The organism is Salinispora pacifica DSM 45544 (genome assembly GCF_000378845.1).
GTDB classification, from domain to species: Bacteria; Actinomycetota; Actinomycetes; order Mycobacteriales; family Micromonosporaceae; genus Micromonospora; species Micromonospora pacifica.
Genome location: NZ_KB905359.1, coordinates 2,163,672 through 2,183,491, shown reverse-complemented (window position 1 = coordinate 2,183,491; position 19,820 = coordinate 2,163,672). Strand labels below are relative to the sequence as shown.

Genomic DNA, 19,820 nt, shown 5'->3' with positions numbered 1-19,820 from the left:
CACGGCGGACCTTACTGTCGCAGCATGCCCAATGCTGGCGCGGATTTCGACAGTTGCCGGCGGCGGGTCCAGGGGCGTGGCGCCCTACTCCGCGGAGCGCGGCCGGCGACGGGTCAGGGGCGGCCCATGCCGCGGTACTCCCAGCCAGCCTGTGTCCACAACGTTGGGTCGAGGCAGTTGCGACCGTCAACCACCCGGCGCCCGGCGACCAGGGCGCCGAGCGTGACCGGGTCGGCGTTGCGGAAGTCAGCCCATTCGGTCAGGACGCAGATCAGGTCGGCACCGGTCACCGCCTCGTTGATGCCCGGCTCGTAGCTGAGCTCGGGCGCCACGGCACGGGCACGCTCCATCCCCTCTGGGTCGTAGACGTGCACGTCAGCGCCGGCCTTGTGGAGCAGCGATGCCACGGCGAGGGCCGGGGCGTCGCGGACGTCGTCGGTGTTGGGTTTGAAGGTCGCACCGAGCACGCCGATTCGGGTACCGGAGAGGTCGGGGCCGGCCGGGCCGGTGCGCCGGCCGAGTAGGTCGGCGGCGAGTTGGACCACTCGGGTCCGGCGGCGCAGGTTGATCAGGTCGACTTCGTGCAGGAAACGCAGCGCCTCGCCAGCGCCCAGTTCCTGCGCCCGGGCCTGGAAGGCGCGGATGTCCTTGGGTAGGCAGGCCCCACCGAAGCCCAGACCGGCCTGGAGGAACCGGTTGCCGATTCGGGGGTCGAAGCCGACCGCCCGGGCCAGGTGGGTCACGTCGCCGCCAGCGGCCTCGCAGACCTCCGCCATCGCGTTGATAAACGAAATCTTGGTTGCCAGGAAGGCGTTCGCGGCTACCTTCACCAGCTCCGCGGTGGCGAAGTCGGTGACCACCATCGGCACCTCGCGGTCCTCGGTGGCGGCTAGGTCGAAGACGCCCTTGTGCGCGGCGTAGAGCATGCCGTTGGCCCACTCGCTCTTGACGCCGACCACGATCCGGTTCGGGCGGAGCACGTCGTCGACGGCGAAGCCCTCCTGGAGGAACTCGGGGCTCCAGGCGACCTCAATGCCCAGGTCGGCCGGCGTGTGCTTGCTCACCAGCTGCTCGACCCACTCCGCGGTGCCGACCGGCACGGTGGACTTGCCGACGATCAGTGCCGGGCGGGTGAGCTGCTGCGCCAGGCTGGTGACGGCTGCCTCGACGTACGACAGGTCCGCACCCAGCGCATCGGCCCGCTGCGGGGTGCCGACGCAGATGAAGTGCACGTCCCCAAATTCGGCGACCTCGGCCATGTCGGTGCTGAAACGCAGCCGCCCGGCGGCGAGGTTGCGCTTGAGCAGTTCGTCCAGGCCGGGCTCGTGGATCGGCACCTCGCCCGCGTTGAGCATGGCGATCTTGTCGGCGTCCACGTCGAAGCCGAGTACCTCGTAGCCCAGTTCGGCGTAGCAGATGGCGTATGTCGCGCCGAGGTAGCCGGTGCCGAGGAAGGTCACTCGGGGGCGAGGGGCGCCGGATGGGGGGGTTACCGCCCCGATCGGAGGTACTGGCTGGGTGTTCGGGTACGGGATCGTCACGCCTGTCTTCTCCGCTCGCACTGGCGCCGCTCGTGGCGTCGCTGTCGACCGCGGCGCCTGCCAGGGGCACCGAAGGTGGGGTTGTTCGTTTGTGTGACCATGCTCCCGCGCGGGCCGGTCGGTGCGACACTTCGTGGCCTACGCGGCGGTAACATCGCCCGACTCCGGGGTCGCTATCCTTCAGTCTGCGCGGTCCGCGGTCAGGTGACGCTACAGACTGCGCATGATAGCGGTGAAGAGGAGGGGCCGACATGGCCGCAGAGCAGGCATTCGACGGCTATCGATTGACCGATGAGCTGCAGGCGATCCGGGAAGCGGTCCGGGAGGTCTGCGCGGCGAAGGTGGCACCGCACGCCGCTGAGGCGGACGAGACCGGTGAGTTCCCGAAGGCGTCCTTCGACGCGTTGCGGGCGGCTGACTTTCACGCCCCGCACATCCCCGTCGAGTACGGCGGCGCCGGCGCGGATGCCCTCGCCACCGCCATCGTGATCGAGGAGGTGGCGCGGGCCTGTGCCTCCTCGTCGCTGATTCCGGCGGTCAACAAGCTGGGTACGATGCCGCTGATTCTGGCCGGGTCCGCGGCGCTGCGGCGGAAGTACCTGACCCCGGTGGCGGCCGGCGACGCGATGTTCTCGTACTGCCTGTCCGAGCCGGAGGCGGGCAGCGACGCCGCCGCGATGACCACCCGGGCGGTCCGGGACGGCGACGACTGGGTACTCAACGGCGTCAAGCGGTGGATCACCAACGCCGGGGTGTCCGAGTTCTACACGGTATTCGCGGTTACCGACCCGACCGCCCGGAGCCGGGGTATCTCGGCCTTCGTGGTCGAGAAGTCCGACCCGGGGGTGAGTTTCGGCGCACCGGAGAAGAAGTTGGGGATCAAGGGCTCGCCGACCCGTGAGGTTTACCTGGACGGCGTCCGTGTCCCCGCCGACCGCATGATCGGCGCGGAGGGCACCGGCTTCGCCACCGCTATGCAGACCCTGGACCACACTCGGGTCACCATCGCCGCGCAGGCGGTGGGCATCGCGCAGGGCGCGCTCGACCACGCCAAGGGGTACGTGCAGGAGCGTCGGCAGTTCGGCAAGCCGATCGCCGACTTCCAGGGCATTCAGTTCATGCTCGCGGACATGGGCATGAAGCTGGAGGCGGCCCGGCAGCTGACCTACGCCGCAGCGGGCCGGTCCGAGCGAGGGGACGCCGACCTGACCTACTTCGGCGCGGCGGCCAAGTGCTTCGCCTCCGACGCCGCCATGGAGATCACCACCGACGCCGTGCAGCTGCTCGGCGGTTACGGCTACACCCGGGACTACCCGGTCGAGCGGATGATGCGCGACGCGAAGATCACCCAGATCTACGAGGGCACCAATCAGGTGCAGCGAATCGTCATGGCGCGGCAGCTTCTGAAGGGTTGATCGGAAGCTGCTTTTGGTAGCTCGATCGGGTTCCCCGAGCACGGGTGGCGTGCCTGCTCGCCGTAACTGAACAATCACCCTTAGGGGCGAACTGCGGCACGCGACCACCCTGCCGGCGATCTTCGTCGCCACGCTCGGGCTGATCTTCCTCGGTCTACCTACCTAGCCGACCACGACGACCTCCCTCGACCTCCGACGACCTGCACTGGTTGTGCTACTCCGACGGCGTGCTGGTGTCGAGGGAACCCCTCATGGACGACCGGGGACAGGCGGAGCCGCACCGGCGGGCGCTGCCATGGCGACAACGATTTGTCGTTCCCCCGAGTGGGCGCCAGTGTCAACAACTTTGTCGGCAGTGGTCAGTCAAACGGGCAAGGCAGGGGCTCCGACGTGCTCTTCGCCTTGTGCCGTCCACTGTCCCCTTGCATAGTCGCTATACGGTTTAGCTCGGGTTCCCAAGGGGGAAGGCCGGCCCCTCGTCGGTACCTACCAGGTGACCCGTCCATGGTCCCCTCCGGGCGGTCTGTCCCGCACCCTCGAATTCGTCGAGGGCCGTAACGTCCGCTCCAATCCCTCCTGGCGGGAGATCCGCGCTACCGGTCTGGCGCCGGCGACCGTACGGGCCAGTGCCAGCCTGCCCGGGCTGGCCGTCGCCCCGATGCTGCGGTCGTTGCAGCTTTAACTGGTAGGAGGTCGGAACTGATGGGGCAGGTGCCCATTCGGGAGGTGGCCGCCGGTGCCGCCCCGCCGCCGGCGGCGGTACAGCGGATCACCTCCGCGACTGAGGCCAGCGAACTCGCCCACCGGTTGCTGACGCCGGGGCGGCGGTGGCCGGTCGCGGTACTCACCCTGCCCACCGGGTATGACGAGCCGTTCGGTGATCCCGATGAGCTCAAAGCGGCGGTGGGGGATCTGGCTGAGGTGGTACTCATGCCCACGAGCGATGTCTCCTGGGCCTTCTCGCGGGTGATGCCGCCGATGACCCAGGTCTACGGCGGGGCGGGGCGGGTGTACTCGGTCGATCACAGTTGGGTGGGTGACCCGACCCGCAGTAGGTTGCGGTTCGCCTACTCCCGCCAGGACCGTCGTCGCATCACCGAACAGTTGATCAGCGATGCGCTGCAGGCGGCGCTGTCGGCCGGACTGGTCGAACCCCGCGCTCGTCCCGAGGCCCAGCGTCGGTCGGGACGGGTACAGGGTCTGATCGGGTCCCGAGCGCTCGTGACGTTGGACGATCAGGCGGTGGCGACAGTGTGGGAGGAGTTGACACTCCCCGGCGTTGCCCTGGATCAACTGCTCACCAGGGGACAGGCGGTCACGGGCAGCTATGACCAGGTCTCGCGCTGTCTAGACCTGCGGGCGGCGCTGCGTTTCGTTGACGTCCCCAGCGCCCTGGTGGCTGTCAACGAGGCGTACCAGGTCGGTGATGTGGTGCTGGCCGAGGTGGTGGCGGTGGCCGACGAAGCTGTCACCGTACGACTTCTGCCCGGGCTCACCGTCGAGGTCGGCCTGGATGCGGTCACCTCCAACCGGAGAGACCGGCTGAGCGGACTGTTCAGCGTTGGGGAGATCGTCGCCGGCCGTCTCGTCACGCTCACACCACTGGCGCTGCGGTTCGACGACGTTGACGACACGGAGCAGGTGAAGCCCGCGCTGAGTCTGCTCCCCGGCGGGCCTGCCTGGCTACGTCCGCCCGACCCGCGGCCCGCGCCGACATCGACGCCTCGACCACCGGTGCCCCCGCTGCCGCCCGCCACGCCACCGCGGCCGGTCGTACGGACGGTGCCGGCGCGGCAGCCGACGCCGTTGGATCTGGCCCGACGCCTTCCCTCGGCCCTGCATCCGGTGCTGGCGCGTCCTGCCAGCACGGCGCCAGCAGGGGAGCAAGCCCAGGTCGTACAGCTGCGTAATGAGTTGGCAGCCGAGCAGGCGACACGCAAGGCCCTCGCCGACGAGTTGGCGGATCTGCGATTCCGGGCGGCTGAGCTGGAAGCCGAGCTCGCGCGGGCCGTTGGCGCCATCGAGCAGCTACAGACCCGCTACCGCGGCGCCGATCTGGCTCGACAGCGGCTGGTCAAGCAGCTCCGGAGCGCCCAGGACCGCGCTGGTCAGCCAGCGACCGGGGAGGCGACGCTCTTTCTCGATCCGGAGGAACAGTTCCGCTATGAGGTCACCTGCGAGTGGGCACAGCGCGTTCCCGCTGCCGAGAAGGCCGGCAGGCCGCTCGCCTCGTACGTTCTGGGTCCCGGCTTCCTGGACTCCCTGGAACAGCTGGAGGGCATCAGCCGGGCGAAGGTCGTGACGGTCGTGGTCGAGGTGCTCACCGGTCAGGTCCAGCACCTCGCCGGGCGGTACCCGCATCAGATCCGCACCGGCCGGGCCGGCAGTGGCTATCTGCGTCGTGCTGACGGTGCGACCTGTTGGCGGGTGGCCCTGCAGCGGGAGTCGGCCGCCGCTCGGCGGTTGCACTACTGGCGCACCCAAGGTGGCTATGAGTTTTCCCGCGTCGTTCTCCACGACGACTACCGGCCCTGACGAGGCACCCCCGGATGCCCCACCTCCGGCCGGCCGGGAACGGGCCGGACGTGGGGCTCGGGTCGGCAGGTCAGCGCGGCCCGGTGGTGGTCGTCTGCCGGGGGCTGCCCGGCGCGGGAGCGGACCAGGGGTTCTCGGCGTCGGTCTGTTGGGGTAGCGCTTCGGTCGGGTCGGACTTCGGGCTGCCCGGAACCGGCTGGGTGGTGCCCCGAACCGGTGTGGGCGGCCAGTCGTCGAGCGGGGTGTCCGATGGGGTTGGGCTCTCCGCCGTCTTCGGTTCCGCCTTGGTCGTCGGCCACTGCCGCCAACGTTGACCGCTGAAGCCGGCGACCAGCAGCAGCAGGCCGATCAGGAAGAGCGTCCCGTTCTCCAGCGGCAGCAGTAGCGGCAGCGGGTCGCCGAGGACCTCCCAGTCTGTCGGGATGCGGTCACGGACAGCGAAGGGACGGAGAGCCAACCCCAGGTACGGGGTGGCGAGCAGCAGCCCGGCGACGATCGGGCCGATCGGCGAGACGCGCAGCGTGCCGAGGAGTCCGAGCAGGACACCGCCGACGACCAGCCAGACCGCGGGCTCGATGAGGTTGGCCGAGTTGAACTGACCGATGTCCATCCAGCGGTTGACGGTACGCGCCGATCCATCTTGACCGAGAGTAACCAGGATCCACGTGACGGGTGCCACCACGAGACCCGCTAGGAAGCTCCATAGATGTCGCATCCGCGCACCGTACCGTCTCCGATATGAGCGAGTACCCCGCCACCACCGCACCGGGTCGGCCGACCGCCTACTCCCGGGTCACGCTGAGTCGAATCATGACTGCTGTCGATGTGAACCTCTACGGCACCGTGCACGGCGGGGTGTTGATGAAGTTCGTGGACGACGTCGCCGGGGCCGCCGCCGCCCGGCACAGTGGTGGGACGGCGGTGACCGCGGCGATCGACGAGATCGTCTTCTCCGAGGCGGTGCGGGTCGGAGACCTGGTGCACGCCTATGCCCAGGTCAACTGGGCCGGGCAGACCTCGATGGAGGTCGGGGTGCGAGTCACCGCCGAACGGTGGGACTCAGCCGAGGGGGAGCCGGTGCGGGTCGCCACCGCGTACCTCGTCTTCGTCGGCGTCGACGCCGACGGCAGTCCGCGTCCGGTCCCACCGTTGGCTCCGGAGACCGTCGCGGACCAGCGGCGCTTCCGGGAGGCGGAGATCCGGCGGGCGCACCGACTCGCCCGCCGGCGGGCGATCCAGGCACACCGGCGCGGCTGAGTCGTCGCCGGTCCAGATCGGTGGAAAGCCGGCGGCGTGGCGCGGCGCTGGATCGTCCGCGTCCGCGATCGTCCGGACCAGGTGCGGGCTACGGCGCCCCGAGGTAGGGCAAGATGGCGCCACGGCCGGACAGCGTCGTGCCGGGCCGAGGGAGGGTGGAGCGATGGGTGAGGTGCTGTGGACGCCGCCGGCGGACGTGCGTGAGCGGTCCCGGATCGGGACCTACCTGCGTTGGCTGCGCACGCACCGGGGGCTGGACTTCGCCGACTACGACGAGCTGTGGCGCTGGTCGGTCACCGACCTGCCCGCCTTCTGGCAGTCGATCTGGGACCACTTCGAGGTCGTGTCGCACGCCCCGGCCACGACCCCGCTCGCCGAGCGGAGCATGCCCGGTGCCCGCTGGTTCCCCGGCGCCACCCTGAACTACGCGGAGAACGTGCTGCGGATGCCGGGCCGCGCCGACGCCGACCCGGTGGTGATCGCCCACGGGCAGACCCGGCCACCGGTCACCCTCTCCGCCGCCGAGCTGCGGGAGCAGGTGCGCCGGGTCGCCGCTGGGCTACGCCGGCTCGGTGTCGGCGCGGGCGATCGGGTGGCCGCGTACGCCCCGAACATTCCCGAGACGTACGTACTGTTGCTGGCCACCGCCAGCCTCGGCGCGATCTTCTCCTCCTGCGCGCCGGAGTTCGGCACCCGGAGCGTGACCGACCGCTGGCAGCAGATCGAGCCGAAGGTTCTGGTCGCCGTTGATGGCTACCGCTATGGCCAGAAGCCGATTGACCGGCGAGCCGAGGTGGCCGCCATCCGCGCTGCCCTGCCGTCGCTGTCACACACCGTCGGCATCGCCTACCTCGATCCGGCCGGTCCTCCGCCGGCGGACGCGATCGCCTGGGCCGACGTCGCCGCGGCCACCGACGAGCCACTCACCTTCGCGCCGGTGCCCTTCGACCACCCGCTCTACGTGCTCTACTCCTCCGGCACGACGGGCCTGCCCAAGCCGATCGTGCACGGCCACGGCGGCATCCTGCTCGAGCACCTGAAGATGCTCGCCCTGCACCACGACCTGGGTCCGGCGGACCGGTTCTTCTGGTTCACCACGACCGGCTGGATGATGTGGAACTTCCTCGTCTCCGGGCCGGCCGTGGGGGCGGCGATCGTGCTCTTCGACGGCGACCCGGGCAACCCCGACCTGGGCACGCTGTGGCGGCTGGCGGAGCGCACCGGCACCACCTACCTCGGTACGTCGGCGCCGTTCCTGCTGGCCTGCCGCAAGGCCGGGCTGGTCCCCACCGAGTTCGCCGACCTGTCCGGCCTGCGCGGGGTCGGCTCCACCGGAGCGCCCCTGCCCCCCGAGGGCTTTCACTGGGTCTACCGGAACGTCGGCGACGCCCTCCAACTCCAGTCGCTCTCCGGTGGAACCGATGTCTGCACCGGCTTCGTCGGCGGAACTCCGCTGCTGCCCGTACACGCGGGCGAGATCACCTGCCGGGCGCTCGGGGCGAAGGTGGAGGCGCGCTCCGGCGACGGCACCCCGGTCATCGGTGCGCTGGGCGAGCTGGTGATCACTGAACCCATGCCGAGCATGCCGGTCGGGTTCTGGGGCGACGCCGACGGCAGCCGCTACCGGGAGGCGTACTTCGACCGCTACCCCGGCGTCTGGCGACACGGCGACTGGATCACGATCAACCCGCGGGGCGGCTGCGTCATCACCGGCCGCTCCGACGCGACATTGAACCGGGGTGGGGTTCGCCTCGGCACCGCCGAGTTCTATTCGGTCGTGGAAGGGCTGGATGAGGTCGTCGACTCTCTCGTCGTGCACCTGGAGGACGCCGAGGGCGGCGCTGGTGAGCTGCTTCTGTTCGTGGTGCTCGCCGGGGGCGTGGAGTGGGATGACGCGCTGCGGAAGCGGATCTGCCGGGAACTGCGTACCGCCCTGTCGCCCCGGCACGTGCCCGACGAGATCCATCCGGTCGGAGCCGTGCCGCGGACCCTGTCGGCGAAGAAGCTGGAGGTACCGGTCAAGAAGATCCTGACCGGTACCCCCGTCGACTCGGCGGCGGCCCGGGGTGCGCTGGCCAACCCGGAGTCGCTGACCGCCTTCGCCGGTCTGGCCCAGCGCCGAGCCGCCCACGACGACCCCGCCGACCGGGGAGCCCGGTGACGGCGGCGCCCGGACGACCAGGGCCCGGGTGACACCGACCGCGGGATCAGGGCAGGGTGAGGGTGGTCCGCTCGGCGACGGCGCGGGCGCCGAGACGACTGGGGTCGCCGTGTGCGACCAGGACCGTGGAGGCGCTCGCGGTCAGCGGGGCCAGGAGCCAGTCGACCGGGTCCGGGTAGCGGTCAACGTCGATCAGGACCCGGGTGCCGGGAGTGAGCCCGAGGTCCGCGGCGCGCGCCGTGGCCCGGGCGGCCAGGTCAGCCTGGTCCGACCCACCGGGCGGGGCCGCCCCGAAGTGGTCGCCGTGTGTCCGTACCTCGGACGCGAAGTCGGCGTACCCCGGTGGCACCTCCCGCAGTGGCCGGGCGAACGGGTCCAGCGCGAGCAGGTAGCGGTCCCCGGCGCTGGCGGCCTCCGCCTCGGCCAGCCGGCCGGTGGCGACGAAGAGAACGTCCACATCGTCCGGCGGTTCGGCCACCGTGAGGCCGGCCGACCAGCATCCGAGCAGCACGGCGGCGGTCTGCCAGTGCGGGGGCAGGAGCACCCCGGCGGTATCGCCGGGTGCGAGTCCCACCCCGTCGACCAGCAGGTTGGCGGTCTTGGCCACCCAGTTCGCGCAGGTCGCGCCGGAGAGTTCGGTGCGTTCGCCGGTGGCGTCGTCGTACCAGGTGAGCAGCGGTCTGGTCGGGTCGGGTGCGATCGCGTCGGCGAGGACCCGGGCAAGGTTGTCGGCCATCAGCGCGAACGATACGCTCCGCCGCCCGGCGTCGAGGCGACGACGACTTGGTTCGGCGTCGGGTCGCAGTCACCGCCTGAGCGCCGGCGCGGCGTAGGCTTACGGCGAAAGTGTCGTACCCCACACCCCCGAGTGCAAGGAGTCGCCCCTTGACCGCCGGCAGCCCGCCCCGTGTGCTCATTGACGCCACGAGTGTTCCCGCCGATCGTGGCGGCGTCGGTAGATATGTTGATGGCCTGCTCGGTGCGCTCGGGAAGGTCTGCGGCACCAGCGTCGACCTGGTCGTGGTCAGCCTTCGAACGGACCTTGAGCGCTACTCCCGGATGCTGCCCGGGGCGGAGGTCATCCCCGCCCCCGCCGCGGTGGCGCACCGGCCCGCCCGGCTCGCCTGGGAGCAGACCGGCCTGCCGCTGCTCGCCCAGCAGGTCGGCGCCCAGGTGCTGCATTCGCCCTTCTACACCTGCCCGCTGCGGGCGGGCTGTCCGGTCACGGTGACCGTGCACGACGCCACCTTCTTCACCGAGCCGGAGCACTACGACAAGTCACGTCGCACCTTCTTCCGGAGCGCGATCCGGACGTCGCTGCGCCGTGCCGACCGGGTGATCGTGCCCAGCAAAGCCACCCGGGACGAGCTGATTCGGCTGTTGGACGCCGACCCGACCCGGATCGACGTCGCGTACCACGGCGTTGATCACGCCGCGTTCCACGCCCCGAGCGCCGAGGAGAAGGCCCGGGTTCGGGCTCGGCTGGGGCTCGGCAGCCAGAGCTACATCGCGTTCCTCGGCGCCAAGGAGCCCCGCAAGAACGTCCCCAACCTGATTCGGGGCTGGTCGCGGGCCGTGGCGGACCGGCACCAGCCGCCGGCCCTGGTGGTCGCCGGGGGGCAGGGACACGACGACGAGATCGATCGCGCGGTCGCCGAGGTGCCGTCACACCTGCGGCTGCTCCGCCCCGGCTACCTGCGCTACGCCGACCTGCCAGGTTTCCTCGGCGGGGCGTTGGTCTCCGCCTACCCGTCGTACGGCGAGGGGTTCGGCCTGCCGATCCTGGAGGCGATGGCCTGTGCCGCCCCGGTGCTGACGACACCCCGGCTGTCCCTGCCCGAGGTGGGCGGCGAGGCGGTCGCCTACACCAGCGAGGCGCCGGATCAGATCGCCGCCGACCTCGTCGCGTTGCTGGACGACGAGCACCGCCGGCTGGCACTGGCCCAGGCCGGTTTCGACCGGGCCAAGGAGTTCACCTGGCAGTCCAGCGCCGAGGTGCACCTCGCCGCCTGGTCGCGGGCCCGTGCGTGAACGGGGTGCCGGTTCGGCTGACCCTGCGGCCTGAGTCGATCAGTTCAGGGAGAATGTGCGGGTGATTTACGCCGTCATCCCGGCGGGTGGCAGCGGCACCAGGCTGTGGCCGTTGTCCCGCGCCGGACATCCAAAGTTCCTTCACCCGCTCACCGGGTCCGCCGCATCGCTGTTGCAGGCGACTGTGGAGCGACTCGGTTCGCTGGCGACGCCGGAACACACCTTCGTGGTCACCGGCCTGGCACACGCCACCGCGGTGGCCCGCCAGTTGGCCGGGATGCCGGAGCAGAACATCCTGGTCGAGCCGTCGCCGCGGGACTCGTGCGCGGCGATCGCGCTGGCCGCCGCCGTGATCGCCCGGCAGGAGCCGACCGCGGTGATGGGCTCGTTCGCGGCGGACCATCTGATTGGTGACCCGGCCGGGTGGCGGGAGACTGTTCGCCAGGCCGCCCAGGGCGCCGAGCAGGGGCTGCTGATGACCGTCGGCATCACCCCGGCCTGGGCGGAGACCGGCTACGGCTACCTGGAAACCGGGGAGCCGACCGGGGCCGGGTCGCTGCGGCCGGTGGTCGAGTTCAAGGAGAAGCCGGACGCCGAGGTGGCGGAGGCGTACCTCCGGTCTGGCCGGCACCTCTGGAACGCCAGCATGTTCGTGTGGCGGGTGGATGTCTTCCTCGCCGAGTTGGCCCGCCAGCAGCCGGCACTGCACGCGGGCGTTCTCGAGATCGCCGCCGCCTGGGGCACCGAGAAGCAGGACGAGGTGCTTGGCACGGTCTGGCCGACGCTGCCGAAGATCTCGGTTGACTACGCGGTCATGGAGGGGGCGGCGACCGCGGGCCGGGTGGCGACCGTCCCCGGCGACTTCGGCTGGAACGACGTCGGTGACTTCCACACCCTCGGCGAGGTCCTGCCGGCGGATGCGGCCGGCAACATGGTCCTGGGCGGGGAGGCGAAGCCCAGTGTCCTGTTGCGGGACAGCACGAACCTGGTGGTTGTCCCGCACTCGGGCCGGCTCGTCGCGACAGTCGGGGTGCACGATCTGATCGTGGTTGACACCCCGGACGCGTTGCTGGTCTGCCCGCGTGACCGTGCCCAGAACGTGAAACAACTCGTTGACGAGCTCAAGGAGCGGGGTGAAGTGGGGCTCGTCTGAGCGTCGCCAGGGCCGGCGTGATCAGTTGGGCGGTTCCGCCGGCCAACGGGGTCGGAAGCTGGTGTGGTGGGAACCAGCCCAGCTCCTCAGACTCCTCGCTGACCTGGGTCTGCGCGCCCGGCGGGGCGAGGACGGCGAAGCGTACGTCGTAGTGGAATGAGCCGCCCTGGCAGGTGACCGGGTGAATGTCCACGTCGATCGGTACCGGATCGATCCGCAGGCCGGTCACGCCGGACTCCTCGGTCGCCTCCCGCAGCGCCGCGGCGGCCAGCGTCGGGTCGGCGGGCTCGCAGTGCCCGCCGAGCTGCACCCACTGGTGGAACTTGCCGTGCAGGCAGAGCAGCACCCGGGAACCGGTGGCGTCGAGCACCAGCGCGCTGGCGGTGACGTGGCCGGCCCGGTGCGTCCGACTCATCGCCTCCGGCCCGGCGGCGAGGAGGTCCAGCGTTCGGTCTCGGGCTTCGGCGGCGGCCACCGAGGTGGGCGTCCAGCCACGCAGCACGGTGAGAGCGTCGGCGTGCAGGGCGGGATTGGGCGGCGGGTCGGCGTGGAGATCCGGCGTTGACAAGGGCCCTCCTTGGTGTTCGGGTGCGCCGCAACCCTACGGGTGCGGTGTTCGTACGCTTGGCCGGTGACTTTGCGACTCCTGGAATTCGTGGTGGGCGACAACGAGGCCAGTGATCTACTCCCGGTGCGTTCGCCGGTGCTGCTGCGCGCCCACGGTGCTCGGCGTGGCTTCTGGACAGTGCTGGACGAGGGCCCGGTGGAGCAGTGCCTCGCGCTGCTCCTGGAGCTTGCCGACGGCACCTGGACGGCCCAGCACGTGACCGCCGACGCCGGAGCCGAGAACGGCCGTACCGAGGACGGTGAGGCGTTGGCCCACCACGACGGCTGGGTGTATGTCTTCGGGTCGCACTTCGGGTCGAAGGCCGGCCCGCTGCGTCCGCGGCGGGCGTTCGTGGCCCGGTTCCGCGAGCAGGACGCAGCCCACGGCCCGCTGCCGGTGCAGGTGGTACGCAATCGGTTCCGGCTGCACCGAGCGGTGAACGACGCCCTGCTCAAGGCCCCGTTCGTGCCGCTGCCGCCAGGAGACCAGGTTCGCTCCCGGTTCATCGGCGCCACCGTGGCGCGGGGGACCGCCCGGTCCAAGGGCTGGGTCGAGCGGCTGGCCGCCGACGACCTGCCGCTGAACGTGGAGGCGGTCGCCTTCACCCCGGCCGGCACGGCGCTGCTCGGGCTTCGGTTCCCGGTCACTGCCGACGGCGACCCGATCCTGGTCGAGTTGGCCGGCGTGCCCCAGCTCTTCGCGCCCCGCCCGACCTGGCCGGAGGCGCTGGGCGGATACGTGCTGACGGGGGTGACCCCGCCCGGCGCGCTGGCCGGCTTCCGGGCGATGGCGCCCACCGCGGACGGTGGCTACGCGGCGGTGATCGGTTCGATCGACGCGCTCGGGAAGGGCTCGGTGCTGTTGGCCGACCACCCGGCGGGTGGGGAGGTGACCTCTCGGCACGTCCGCTTCCGGCTTCCGGGTCAGGGGCACCGGATCACCGGTGAGTTGGTCGCCGACCTCGCGCCGTTTCACCACGTCGAAGGGCTTGCCGAGCTCGACGGGAGCCGATATTACGTCACGGACGAGGACCATCGGGTCGCGCTCTGGGTGGGCTGATCCCGGCCGGGTCGCGGGGCGGCAGCCCCGCGACCCGATGCCATCGACCCTAGAGCGCCAGGGCCGCGGTGGCGGAGGTGCCGGGTGGGGGCGGCAGCAGGGTCGACGGCAGGCCCTCGGCGGCCAGGGCGGCGCGCAGGCGGTGTACGTCCGCGCCGAACCGGACCAGCCCGAACGGGTCCACCGGGGTCGGCGGGGCGGCGAGTAGCAGGGTGCTCGCCGCGACCGGCCAGCCCGGGACCGTCCCGGCCAGTTGGTCGTGGGTCGCCGGGTCGGTGACGTGGGTGAAGACCGTGCCCGGGGCTGCCGTCGCGCCGACGACGGCGATCGCCCGGTCGATCGCGGCCGGGTCGGGTGATGTCGCGCCGGTGCGGTTCGGCAGGGTTGCCGCCTCGGTCAGCCCGGTGGCCCGCGCCTCGGCGGTGCCGAGCGAGAACAGGTCCAACGACGAGTCCCGGATCAGGGCTCTGGCCCCGGGGCCGTCGTCGGCCCGCGGGGTGGCGGGGTAGCCGCGTACGACCGCGACCGGCACCTGGTCGCACTTGCCCTTGACCAGTTCGCCGGCGCCAGCCAGTTCGTCAATCACCGCCATCTGGGTGAGTTCCAACTCGTTGCCGTACGGGTCGACCTCACCCCGGTGGTCGTGGACGGCGTCGAGGCCGGCGACGCCGAGCGCGACATCGGTGAGCCCGTTGCGCCACGGTCGGCCCATGGTGTCACTGATGATGACCGGCACATCGAGGCCGTACCGTTGGCGGAGCGCGGCGCGTAGTGCCCGGGCGGAGGCGTCCGGGTCAACCGGGAGTAGCACCAGCCGGGTCTTGTCGACGTTGGAGGCATCGATACCCGCGGCGGCCATCACGAAGCCGTGATGGGTTTGGACGATCCGGGTCGTGCCGCGGGCGGCGACCACCCGCGCGGTCTCCGCCGCCAGGACCTCCGCGCGGGCCGCGAGCCGCTCCGGCCCGTCGGCTGGGACGTCCACCAGTCGTCCCTCGGCCTTCGAGACGACCTTGCTCGTCACCACCAGGATGTCGCCGTCACGCAACCACGGCGCCGCCGTGACGATCATGGCGGCCAGGTCGTCGCCTTCGGACACGTGGCCGATGCCGCGCACCGGCATGATCTCCAGGTTCACATCAACCCCACCGCGGCCTGGACCATCGTCGTGGTCGCCGCCTCGTCCGTCATTCGCAACGGCGCCGCGTGGACCGTCACCCCCGGCACCACCGTCGCCGCGTCCTCCTCGGCCACCAGCCAGCCGTCGAGCAGACCACCGCTGTTCCGTCCACCATAGAGACTGCCCACCCCGGCGGCGCTGCACTCGATGCCGAGCACGGCCAGGCATCGGTCGGCCATCCCGCGGACCGGTGCGGCCCCGATGATCGGGGAGACTCCGACCACCGGGGCCGGGCCCGCCGCGATCGCGTCCCGCACCCCGGGCACGGCCAGGATCGGGGCGATGCTCACCACCGGGTTACTCGGTGCGATCAGCACCAGGTCCGCCGCGGCGATCGCCTCGGTCACTCCCGGCGCCGGCTTCGCGTCCTCCGCGCCGACGAAGACGAACCGGTGCGTGGGCAGTTCGGCCCGGTGCCGTACCCACCACTCCTGGAAGTGGATCGCCCGCTGGCCGCCGTCGAGGTCGACCACCGCGTGGGTCTCCACGCGGTCGTCGGTCGCCGGCAGCAGGTGCACGCCGGGCTTCCAGCGGGTGGCCAGCGCGGCGGTGACCTGGTGCAGGGGGTAGCCGGCAGTGATCTTGGTGGTGCGGACCAGGTGGGTGGCGAGATCTCGGTCGCCCAACCCAAACCAGGCCGGCTCCGCCCCGTACGCGCCCAGTTCCTCCCGCACCGTCCAACTCTCCGCGACGCGTCCCCAGCCACGCTCCGGGTCGGCGCCCCCACCCAACGTGTACATGACACTGTCCAGGTCCGGGCAGACCTTCAGACCGTGTAGATACAGGTCGTCGCCGACGTTGACCACGGCGGTCACCTCGGCGCCGATCGCCCGGGCGTAAGCCCGCACCCCGAGGAGGAAACGGGCGCCGCCGATTCCTCCGGTCAGAACCACGATGCGCATGCCGTCCATCCTCGCCTACCTGCTGCCTTCGGGCGTTGGGCCACCCAAGAGACTAGGCTCACGTCGGCAGTTGTCCGCTTCCGCTCGTAGGGGGATACCGTGACCAGCCCTGTCGAACCGGCGTCCACCGAGCCGACGCCGGCCAGTCAACTGACCCAGCCGTTGCGTGAGCCGGTGGCGCTCGTGCTCCTCGGCGCGAATGGCCTCCTCCTCTTTGTCGGCCTGCTTCGGCTCATGACCTCGGCCACCTCCGCCGCCGTCACGTTCACGGGCATCGAGGTGGTCGTCCTACCGTTGCTGGCGGTCCTGCTCGCCACACACCTGCACCCGGTGCTTCCCCGGGCGAAGCTGATCACGCAGGTGGCGTTGGGCCAGTACGCCTTCAGCGCGTTCTTCGGCACCCTTACCTTCCTGATCTGGTCCGTTGACCGGCTGGTGTCGGCGGTGTTGCTCGAGGCCTTCCTTGGGTTCCTGAGCCAGCTGGCCGGGCTGGGGCTGCTGCTGGTGGCCGGGTTCATGGTGTATCGGATCTGGCGGCGGCTCTACTACGTGCCCAAGCCCAAGCCCCAGCCCGGGGTTTACGGCGCTCCCCAGCCCGGGGTTTACGGTGCTCCCCAACCCGGCTGGCCGGCTCCGCCCCCGGGCGGGCAGCCGGGCGGCCAGCCCGGTTGGCCCGGCCAGGGGGCTGGTTGGTCCGGCCCGAGTCAGGGGGCCGGCTGGCCGGCTTCGCCCCAGCCGGCTCCGCCCCAGCCCGGTGTGGTCTACGGCCAGCCGGCCACGCCGCACGCCGGGACGTCCCCGCCGTTCGGGCAGCCGCCGTCGGCGGAGCCGAACCAGGCCATTCCCCGTCAGTCGGTCGAGCCCCCGGCGCCGTCCCACGACGAGGACCGCACCCGGCGGATCAATCCGTCCGACAGCCCCGACTGACCACGTCGGCCCCGGCCCACGGCGTTCTGGCCGACCCAGTGATCAAACCGGCCGGGCGGGATGGCGGGTGGAGCGCCTACGCTGAGCGGATGGTTGATCGCACGGAGCCGGCCCCCACCGAGGCGAGTGTGCGGCGGGCCCTACGTCGAGCGGCGTCTGGGCGGGCGCTGGACGCCGACGAGGCGACGGCACTGCTGAGCGCCCGGGGTACCGCGCTGGACGAGTTGCTGCGGGTCGCCGGAGCGATCCGGGACGCGGGGCTGCGCGCGGCCGGGCGGCCGGGGGTGGTGACGTACTCGAAGAAGGTCTTCATTCCGCTCACCCGACTCTGCCGGGATCGGTGTCACTACTGCACTTTCGCCACGGTGCCGCACCGGCTGCCGGCGGCGTTCCTCGACCGCGACGAGGTGCTGGCGATCGCCCGGCAGGGCGCGGAGCTCGGCTGCAAGGAGGCGTTATTCACTCTCGGTGACCGGCCGGAGGATCGCTGGCCGGCGGCGCGTCAGTGGTTGGACGAGCGCGGCTACGACTCGACCCTGGACTACCTGCGCTCCTGCGCGGTGGCCGTGCTGGAGGAGACGGGCCTGCTGCCACACCTCAACCCGGGGGTGCTCAGCTGGTCTGAACTACAGCGGCTCAAACCGGTCGCGCCGAGCATGGGCATGATGTTGGAGACCACCGCCACCCGGCTGTGGTCCTCCCCGGGGGGCCCGCACCACGGCTCGCCGGACAAGGAGCCGGCCGTTCGGCTGCGGGTGCTGGCGGACGCGGGTCGGGTGAATGTTCCCTTCACCACCGGTGTTCTCATCGGGATCGGGGAGACCCCGGCCGAGCGGGTCGATGCACTCTTCGCGATTCGTCGGTCACACCGGGAGTACGGCCACCTCCAGGAGGTGATCGTGCAGAACTTTCGGGCCAAGCCGGATACGGCGATGCGCGGGATGCCCGACGTGGAGCTGCACGATCTCGCCGCCACCGTGGCGGTGGCCCGGGTGCTGCTCGGTCCCCAGGCCCGCCTCCAGGCGCCACCGAACCTCATCGCGGGCGAGTACGACCTGCTGCTGCGTGCCGGCATCGACGACTGGGGCGGCGTCTCGCCGTTGACCCCGGACCACGTCAACCCGGAGCGGCCCTGGCCGCAGCTCGACGAGCTGTCCCGCCGCACCGAGCAGGCCGGATTCGCGCTGCAGGAGCGGTTGACGATCTACCCGGAGTACATCCGTGCCGGTGACCCGTGGCTCGACCCGCGCCTGCTGCCACACGTTGCGGCCCTGGCGGACCCGGAGACCGGGCTGGCGGTGCCCACCGCCCGCCTGACGGGACGGCCGTGGCAGGAGCCGGACGAGGCCTACGGCGGGCGGGTCGACCTGCACAGCACCATCGACACCACTGGCCGTACCGCCGATCGGCGGGGCGACTTCGACCAGGTCTACGGCGACTGGTCGATGGTGGCCGACCGGGTGGGCGCAGGAGCGACCACCGGGGTCGGCGACCACGACCTGCGGGCCGGTCTACGCCTCGCCGCCGACGATCCGGCGGCGCTGCTGGAGCCCGAGCGGACCGCTGCGGCGCTGGCGCTCTTCGCGGCGGATGGCCCGGCGTTGGACCAGCTGTGCCGAATCGCCGACGAGGTACGCCACGACGCGGTCGGCGACGAGGTCACCTACGTGGTCAACCGCAACATCAACTTCACCAATGTCTGCTACGTGGGCTGCCGCTTCTGCGCCTTCGCGCAGCGCGAGCGGGACGCCGACGCGTACCGGCTCTCGGTTGACCAGATCGCGGACCGGGCTGAGCAGGCGTGGCAGGCCGGAGCCAGCGAGGTGTGCCTCCAGGGGGGCATCGACCCGAAACTGCCGGTGACGGCCTACGCCGACCTGGTGCGGGCGATCAAGACCCGGGTGCCGGGGCTGCATGTGCACGCCTTCTCCCCGATGGAGGTCGTTACCGCGGCCGGTAAGGCGGGTGTCTCCATCCGGGAGTGGCTGACCGAGTTGCGGGAGGCCGGGCTGGACACCATCCCGGGTACCGCCGCCGAGATCCTCGACGATGAGGTGCGCTGGGTTCTCACCAAGGGCAAGCTACCGACGGCCGCCTGGGTCGAGGTGGTCACCACCGCCCACGAGCTGGGAATTCGGTCCAGCTCCACGATGATGTACGGGCACGTTGACCATCCCGCGCAGTGGCTTACCCACTTCCGCGTGTTGGCCGAAACGCAGGACCGGACGGGTGGCTTCACCGAGTTTGTCGCGCTGCCGTTCGTGCACACCAACGCTCCGATCTACCTGGCGGGGATCGCCCGTCCAGGGCCTACCTGGCGGGAGAATCGGGCGGTACACGCGATGTCCCGGCTGCTGCTGCACGGTCGGATCCACAACATCCAGTGCTCGTGGGTGAAGTTGGGGGACGAGGGGAGCGCCGAGTTGCTCCGCGGTGGCTGCAACGATCTGGGCGGCACCCTGATGGAGGAGACGATTTCCCGGATGGCGGGCTCCGGCAACGGGTCGGCCCGGACCGAGGAGCAGTTGATCGCGATTGCGGCAGCGGCCGGGCGGCCAGCGAGTAAGCGAACAACCGCGTACGGCCACCGGGCCGGATAGCGCCGGACCTTCCCACCGCCGGCCGTGGAACCGGGGCCGGCGGTGGCCCGCCTGGGTTCTCCGTAGGTCCTCCTTCCACGTAGTGGGAGGCCATATCGGACGTACTCGACCTTTGTCCATCATGGATAAAGCTCTGTTCTTCCTTGCCTGGACGATGTTTCGGTGGCCTGACTGTTGGTCATGCCTAGTCCCCGGTCTCATCGAGCGTCCACCATGTGGGCGGTGGTTGCACCCCTCGGTCACCCTGGGCGACGGGTGTGGTGGTAGCGGGATAGCCTTGGCGACATCAAGATCAACGAGTCGGTTCGGTGGGCTGGCTGGACGGCTGTTCGGTGCCGCGCCACGGAGAAAACTCCGGCAACTCGCCGGGGCGGGCGTTACCCGGCGGGGGTCTGAATCGGTAGGGCAGGTTGCGAGGCCGGGAGGCCGGATGGGCCGGACCGGGTGAGGTT

At 71.0% G+C, this 19,820-nt stretch carries 16 protein-coding genes; 10 read left to right on the top strand and 6 right to left on the bottom strand.

Going from position 1 to position 19,820, the window contains the following annotated elements:
- Window positions 1-113: 113 nt before the first annotated feature.
- On the bottom strand, window positions 114-1,541 hold the full coding sequence (locus SALPAC3_RS0109775) for a UDP-glucose dehydrogenase family protein (protein ID WP_026185404.1): 1,428 nt from the start codon (window positions 1,539-1,541) through the stop codon (window positions 114-116).
- A 251-nt stretch (window positions 1,542-1,792) separates the two neighbouring features.
- Between SALPAC3_RS0109775 and SALPAC3_RS0109770 the strand changes: the two genes are divergently transcribed.
- From SALPAC3_RS0109770 to SALPAC3_RS0109760, 3 genes are all read left to right on the top strand, one after another.
- A complete protein-coding gene (locus SALPAC3_RS0109770; protein ID WP_018221056.1) occupies window positions 1,793-2,956 on the top strand; it encodes an acyl-CoA dehydrogenase family protein in 1,164 nt (387 codons plus the stop codon).
- A gap of 493 nt (window positions 2,957-3,449) precedes the next feature.
- Window positions 3,450-3,638, top strand: a complete 189-nt coding sequence (locus SALPAC3_RS0109765; RefSeq protein ID WP_018221055.1) for a hypothetical protein — start codon at window positions 3,450-3,452, stop codon at window positions 3,636-3,638.
- A 20-nt stretch (window positions 3,639-3,658) separates the two neighbouring features.
- Window positions 3,659-5,491, top strand: a complete 1,833-nt coding sequence (locus tag SALPAC3_RS0109760) for a hypothetical protein (RefSeq protein ID WP_026185403.1) — start codon at window positions 3,659-3,661, stop codon at window positions 5,489-5,491.
- Between the two features lie 70 nt (window positions 5,492-5,561).
- On the opposite strand, the gene SALPAC3_RS0109755 is transcribed toward SALPAC3_RS0109760, so the two are convergent.
- Window positions 5,562-6,173: a hypothetical protein gene (locus SALPAC3_RS0109755; RefSeq protein ID WP_018221054.1), complete on the bottom strand. Its 612-nt coding sequence runs from the start codon at window positions 6,171-6,173 to the stop codon at window positions 5,562-5,564.
- A gap of 56 nt (window positions 6,174-6,229) precedes the next feature.
- On the opposite strand from SALPAC3_RS0109755, the gene SALPAC3_RS0109750 reads away from it, so the two are divergent.
- Together SALPAC3_RS0109750 and SALPAC3_RS0109745 are read left to right on the top strand one after the other, a co-directional pair.
- A complete protein-coding gene (locus tag SALPAC3_RS0109750) occupies window positions 6,230-6,748 on the top strand; it encodes an acyl-CoA thioesterase (protein ID WP_018221053.1) in 519 nt (172 codons plus the stop codon).
- A 163-nt stretch (window positions 6,749-6,911) separates the two neighbouring features.
- Window positions 6,912-8,909: an acetoacetate--CoA ligase gene (locus tag SALPAC3_RS0109745; protein ID WP_018221052.1), complete on the top strand. Its 1,998-nt coding sequence runs from the start codon at window positions 6,912-6,914 to the stop codon at window positions 8,907-8,909.
- 46 nt (window positions 8,910-8,955) lie between these two features.
- Here SALPAC3_RS0109745 and SALPAC3_RS0109740 read toward each other — a convergent pair whose 3' ends face one another.
- Window positions 8,956-9,645 (bottom strand): TIGR03089 family protein, encoded by a 690-nt coding sequence (locus tag SALPAC3_RS0109740; protein ID WP_018221051.1) that lies wholly within the window; start codon window positions 9,643-9,645, stop codon window positions 8,956-8,958.
- 149 nt (window positions 9,646-9,794) lie between these two features.
- Between SALPAC3_RS0109740 and SALPAC3_RS0109735 the strand changes: the two genes are divergently transcribed.
- A complete protein-coding gene (locus SALPAC3_RS0109735) occupies window positions 9,795-10,940 on the top strand; it encodes a glycosyltransferase family 4 protein (RefSeq protein ID WP_026185402.1) in 1,146 nt (381 codons plus the stop codon).
- 55 nt (window positions 10,941-10,995) lie between these two features.
- Window positions 10,996-12,093: a mannose-1-phosphate guanylyltransferase gene (locus SALPAC3_RS0109730; RefSeq protein ID WP_018221049.1), complete on the top strand. Its 1,098-nt coding sequence runs from the start codon at window positions 10,996-10,998 to the stop codon at window positions 12,091-12,093.
- On the opposite strand, the gene SALPAC3_RS0109725 is transcribed toward SALPAC3_RS0109730, so the two are convergent.
- Window positions 12,062-12,661, bottom strand: a complete 600-nt coding sequence (locus tag SALPAC3_RS0109725) for an NUDIX hydrolase (protein WP_018221048.1) — start codon at window positions 12,659-12,661, stop codon at window positions 12,062-12,064. The genes SALPAC3_RS0109730 and SALPAC3_RS0109725 overlap by 32 nt on opposite strands.
- Before the next feature lie 63 nt (window positions 12,662-12,724).
- Between SALPAC3_RS0109725 and SALPAC3_RS0109720 the strand changes: the two genes are divergently transcribed.
- Window positions 12,725-13,759: a hypothetical protein gene (locus tag SALPAC3_RS0109720; RefSeq protein WP_018827108.1), complete on the top strand. Its 1,035-nt coding sequence runs from the start codon at window positions 12,725-12,727 to the stop codon at window positions 13,757-13,759.
- A 49-nt stretch (window positions 13,760-13,808) separates the two neighbouring features.
- On the opposite strand, the gene SALPAC3_RS0109715 is transcribed toward SALPAC3_RS0109720, so the two are convergent.
- Together SALPAC3_RS0109715 and cofD are read right to left on the bottom strand one after the other, a co-directional pair.
- Complete coding sequence (locus SALPAC3_RS0109715; protein ID WP_018221046.1) at window positions 13,809-14,897, bottom strand: coenzyme F420-0:L-glutamate ligase; 1,089 nt, start codon at window positions 14,895-14,897, stop codon at window positions 13,809-13,811.
- Window positions 14,894-15,841 carry a 2-phospho-L-lactate transferase gene (gene cofD, locus SALPAC3_RS0109710; RefSeq protein WP_026185401.1) on the bottom strand — a complete coding sequence of 316 codons (948 nt, stop codon included), beginning with the start codon at window positions 15,839-15,841 and terminating at the stop codon, window positions 14,894-14,896. Before cofD ends, SALPAC3_RS0109715 begins: the two co-directional genes overlap by 4 nt.
- A gap of 99 nt (window positions 15,842-15,940) precedes the next feature.
- On the opposite strand from cofD, the gene SALPAC3_RS0109705 reads away from it, so the two are divergent.
- Both SALPAC3_RS0109705 and SALPAC3_RS0109700 read left to right on the top strand, forming a co-directional pair.
- Window positions 15,941-16,768: a hypothetical protein gene (locus SALPAC3_RS0109705; RefSeq protein WP_018221044.1), complete on the top strand. Its 828-nt coding sequence runs from the start codon at window positions 15,941-15,943 to the stop codon at window positions 16,766-16,768.
- An 89-nt stretch (window positions 16,769-16,857) separates the two neighbouring features.
- Window positions 16,858-19,368, top strand: a complete 2,511-nt coding sequence (locus SALPAC3_RS0109700; RefSeq protein ID WP_026185400.1) for a bifunctional FO biosynthesis protein CofGH — start codon at window positions 16,858-16,860, stop codon at window positions 19,366-19,368.
- Window positions 19,369-19,820: the final 452 nt, after the last annotated feature.

Coding starts and splice junctions, on each gene's coding strand:
- SALPAC3_RS0109770 (WP_018221056.1), top strand. CDS start 1,793: ATGGCCGCAGAGCAGGCATTCGACGGCTATCGATTGACCGATGAGCTG.
- SALPAC3_RS0109760 (WP_026185403.1), top strand. CDS start 3,659: ATGGGGCAGGTGCCCATTCGGGAGGTGGCCGCCGGTGCCGCCCCGCCG.
- SALPAC3_RS0109750 (WP_018221053.1), top strand. CDS start 6,230: ATGAGCGAGTACCCCGCCACCACCGCACCGGGTCGGCCGACCGCCTAC.
- SALPAC3_RS0109745 (WP_018221052.1), top strand. CDS start 6,912: ATGGGTGAGGTGCTGTGGACGCCGCCGGCGGACGTGCGTGAGCGGTCC.
- SALPAC3_RS0109740 (WP_018221051.1), bottom strand. CDS start 9,645: ATGGCCGACAACCTTGCCCGGGTCCTCGCCGACGCGATCGCACCCGAC.
- cofD (WP_026185401.1), bottom strand. CDS start 15,841: ATGCGCATCGTGGTTCTGACCGGAGGAATCGGCGGCGCCCGTTTCCTC.
- SALPAC3_RS0109700 (WP_026185400.1), top strand. CDS start 16,858: ATGGTTGATCGCACGGAGCCGGCCCCCACCGAGGCGAGTGTGCGGCGG.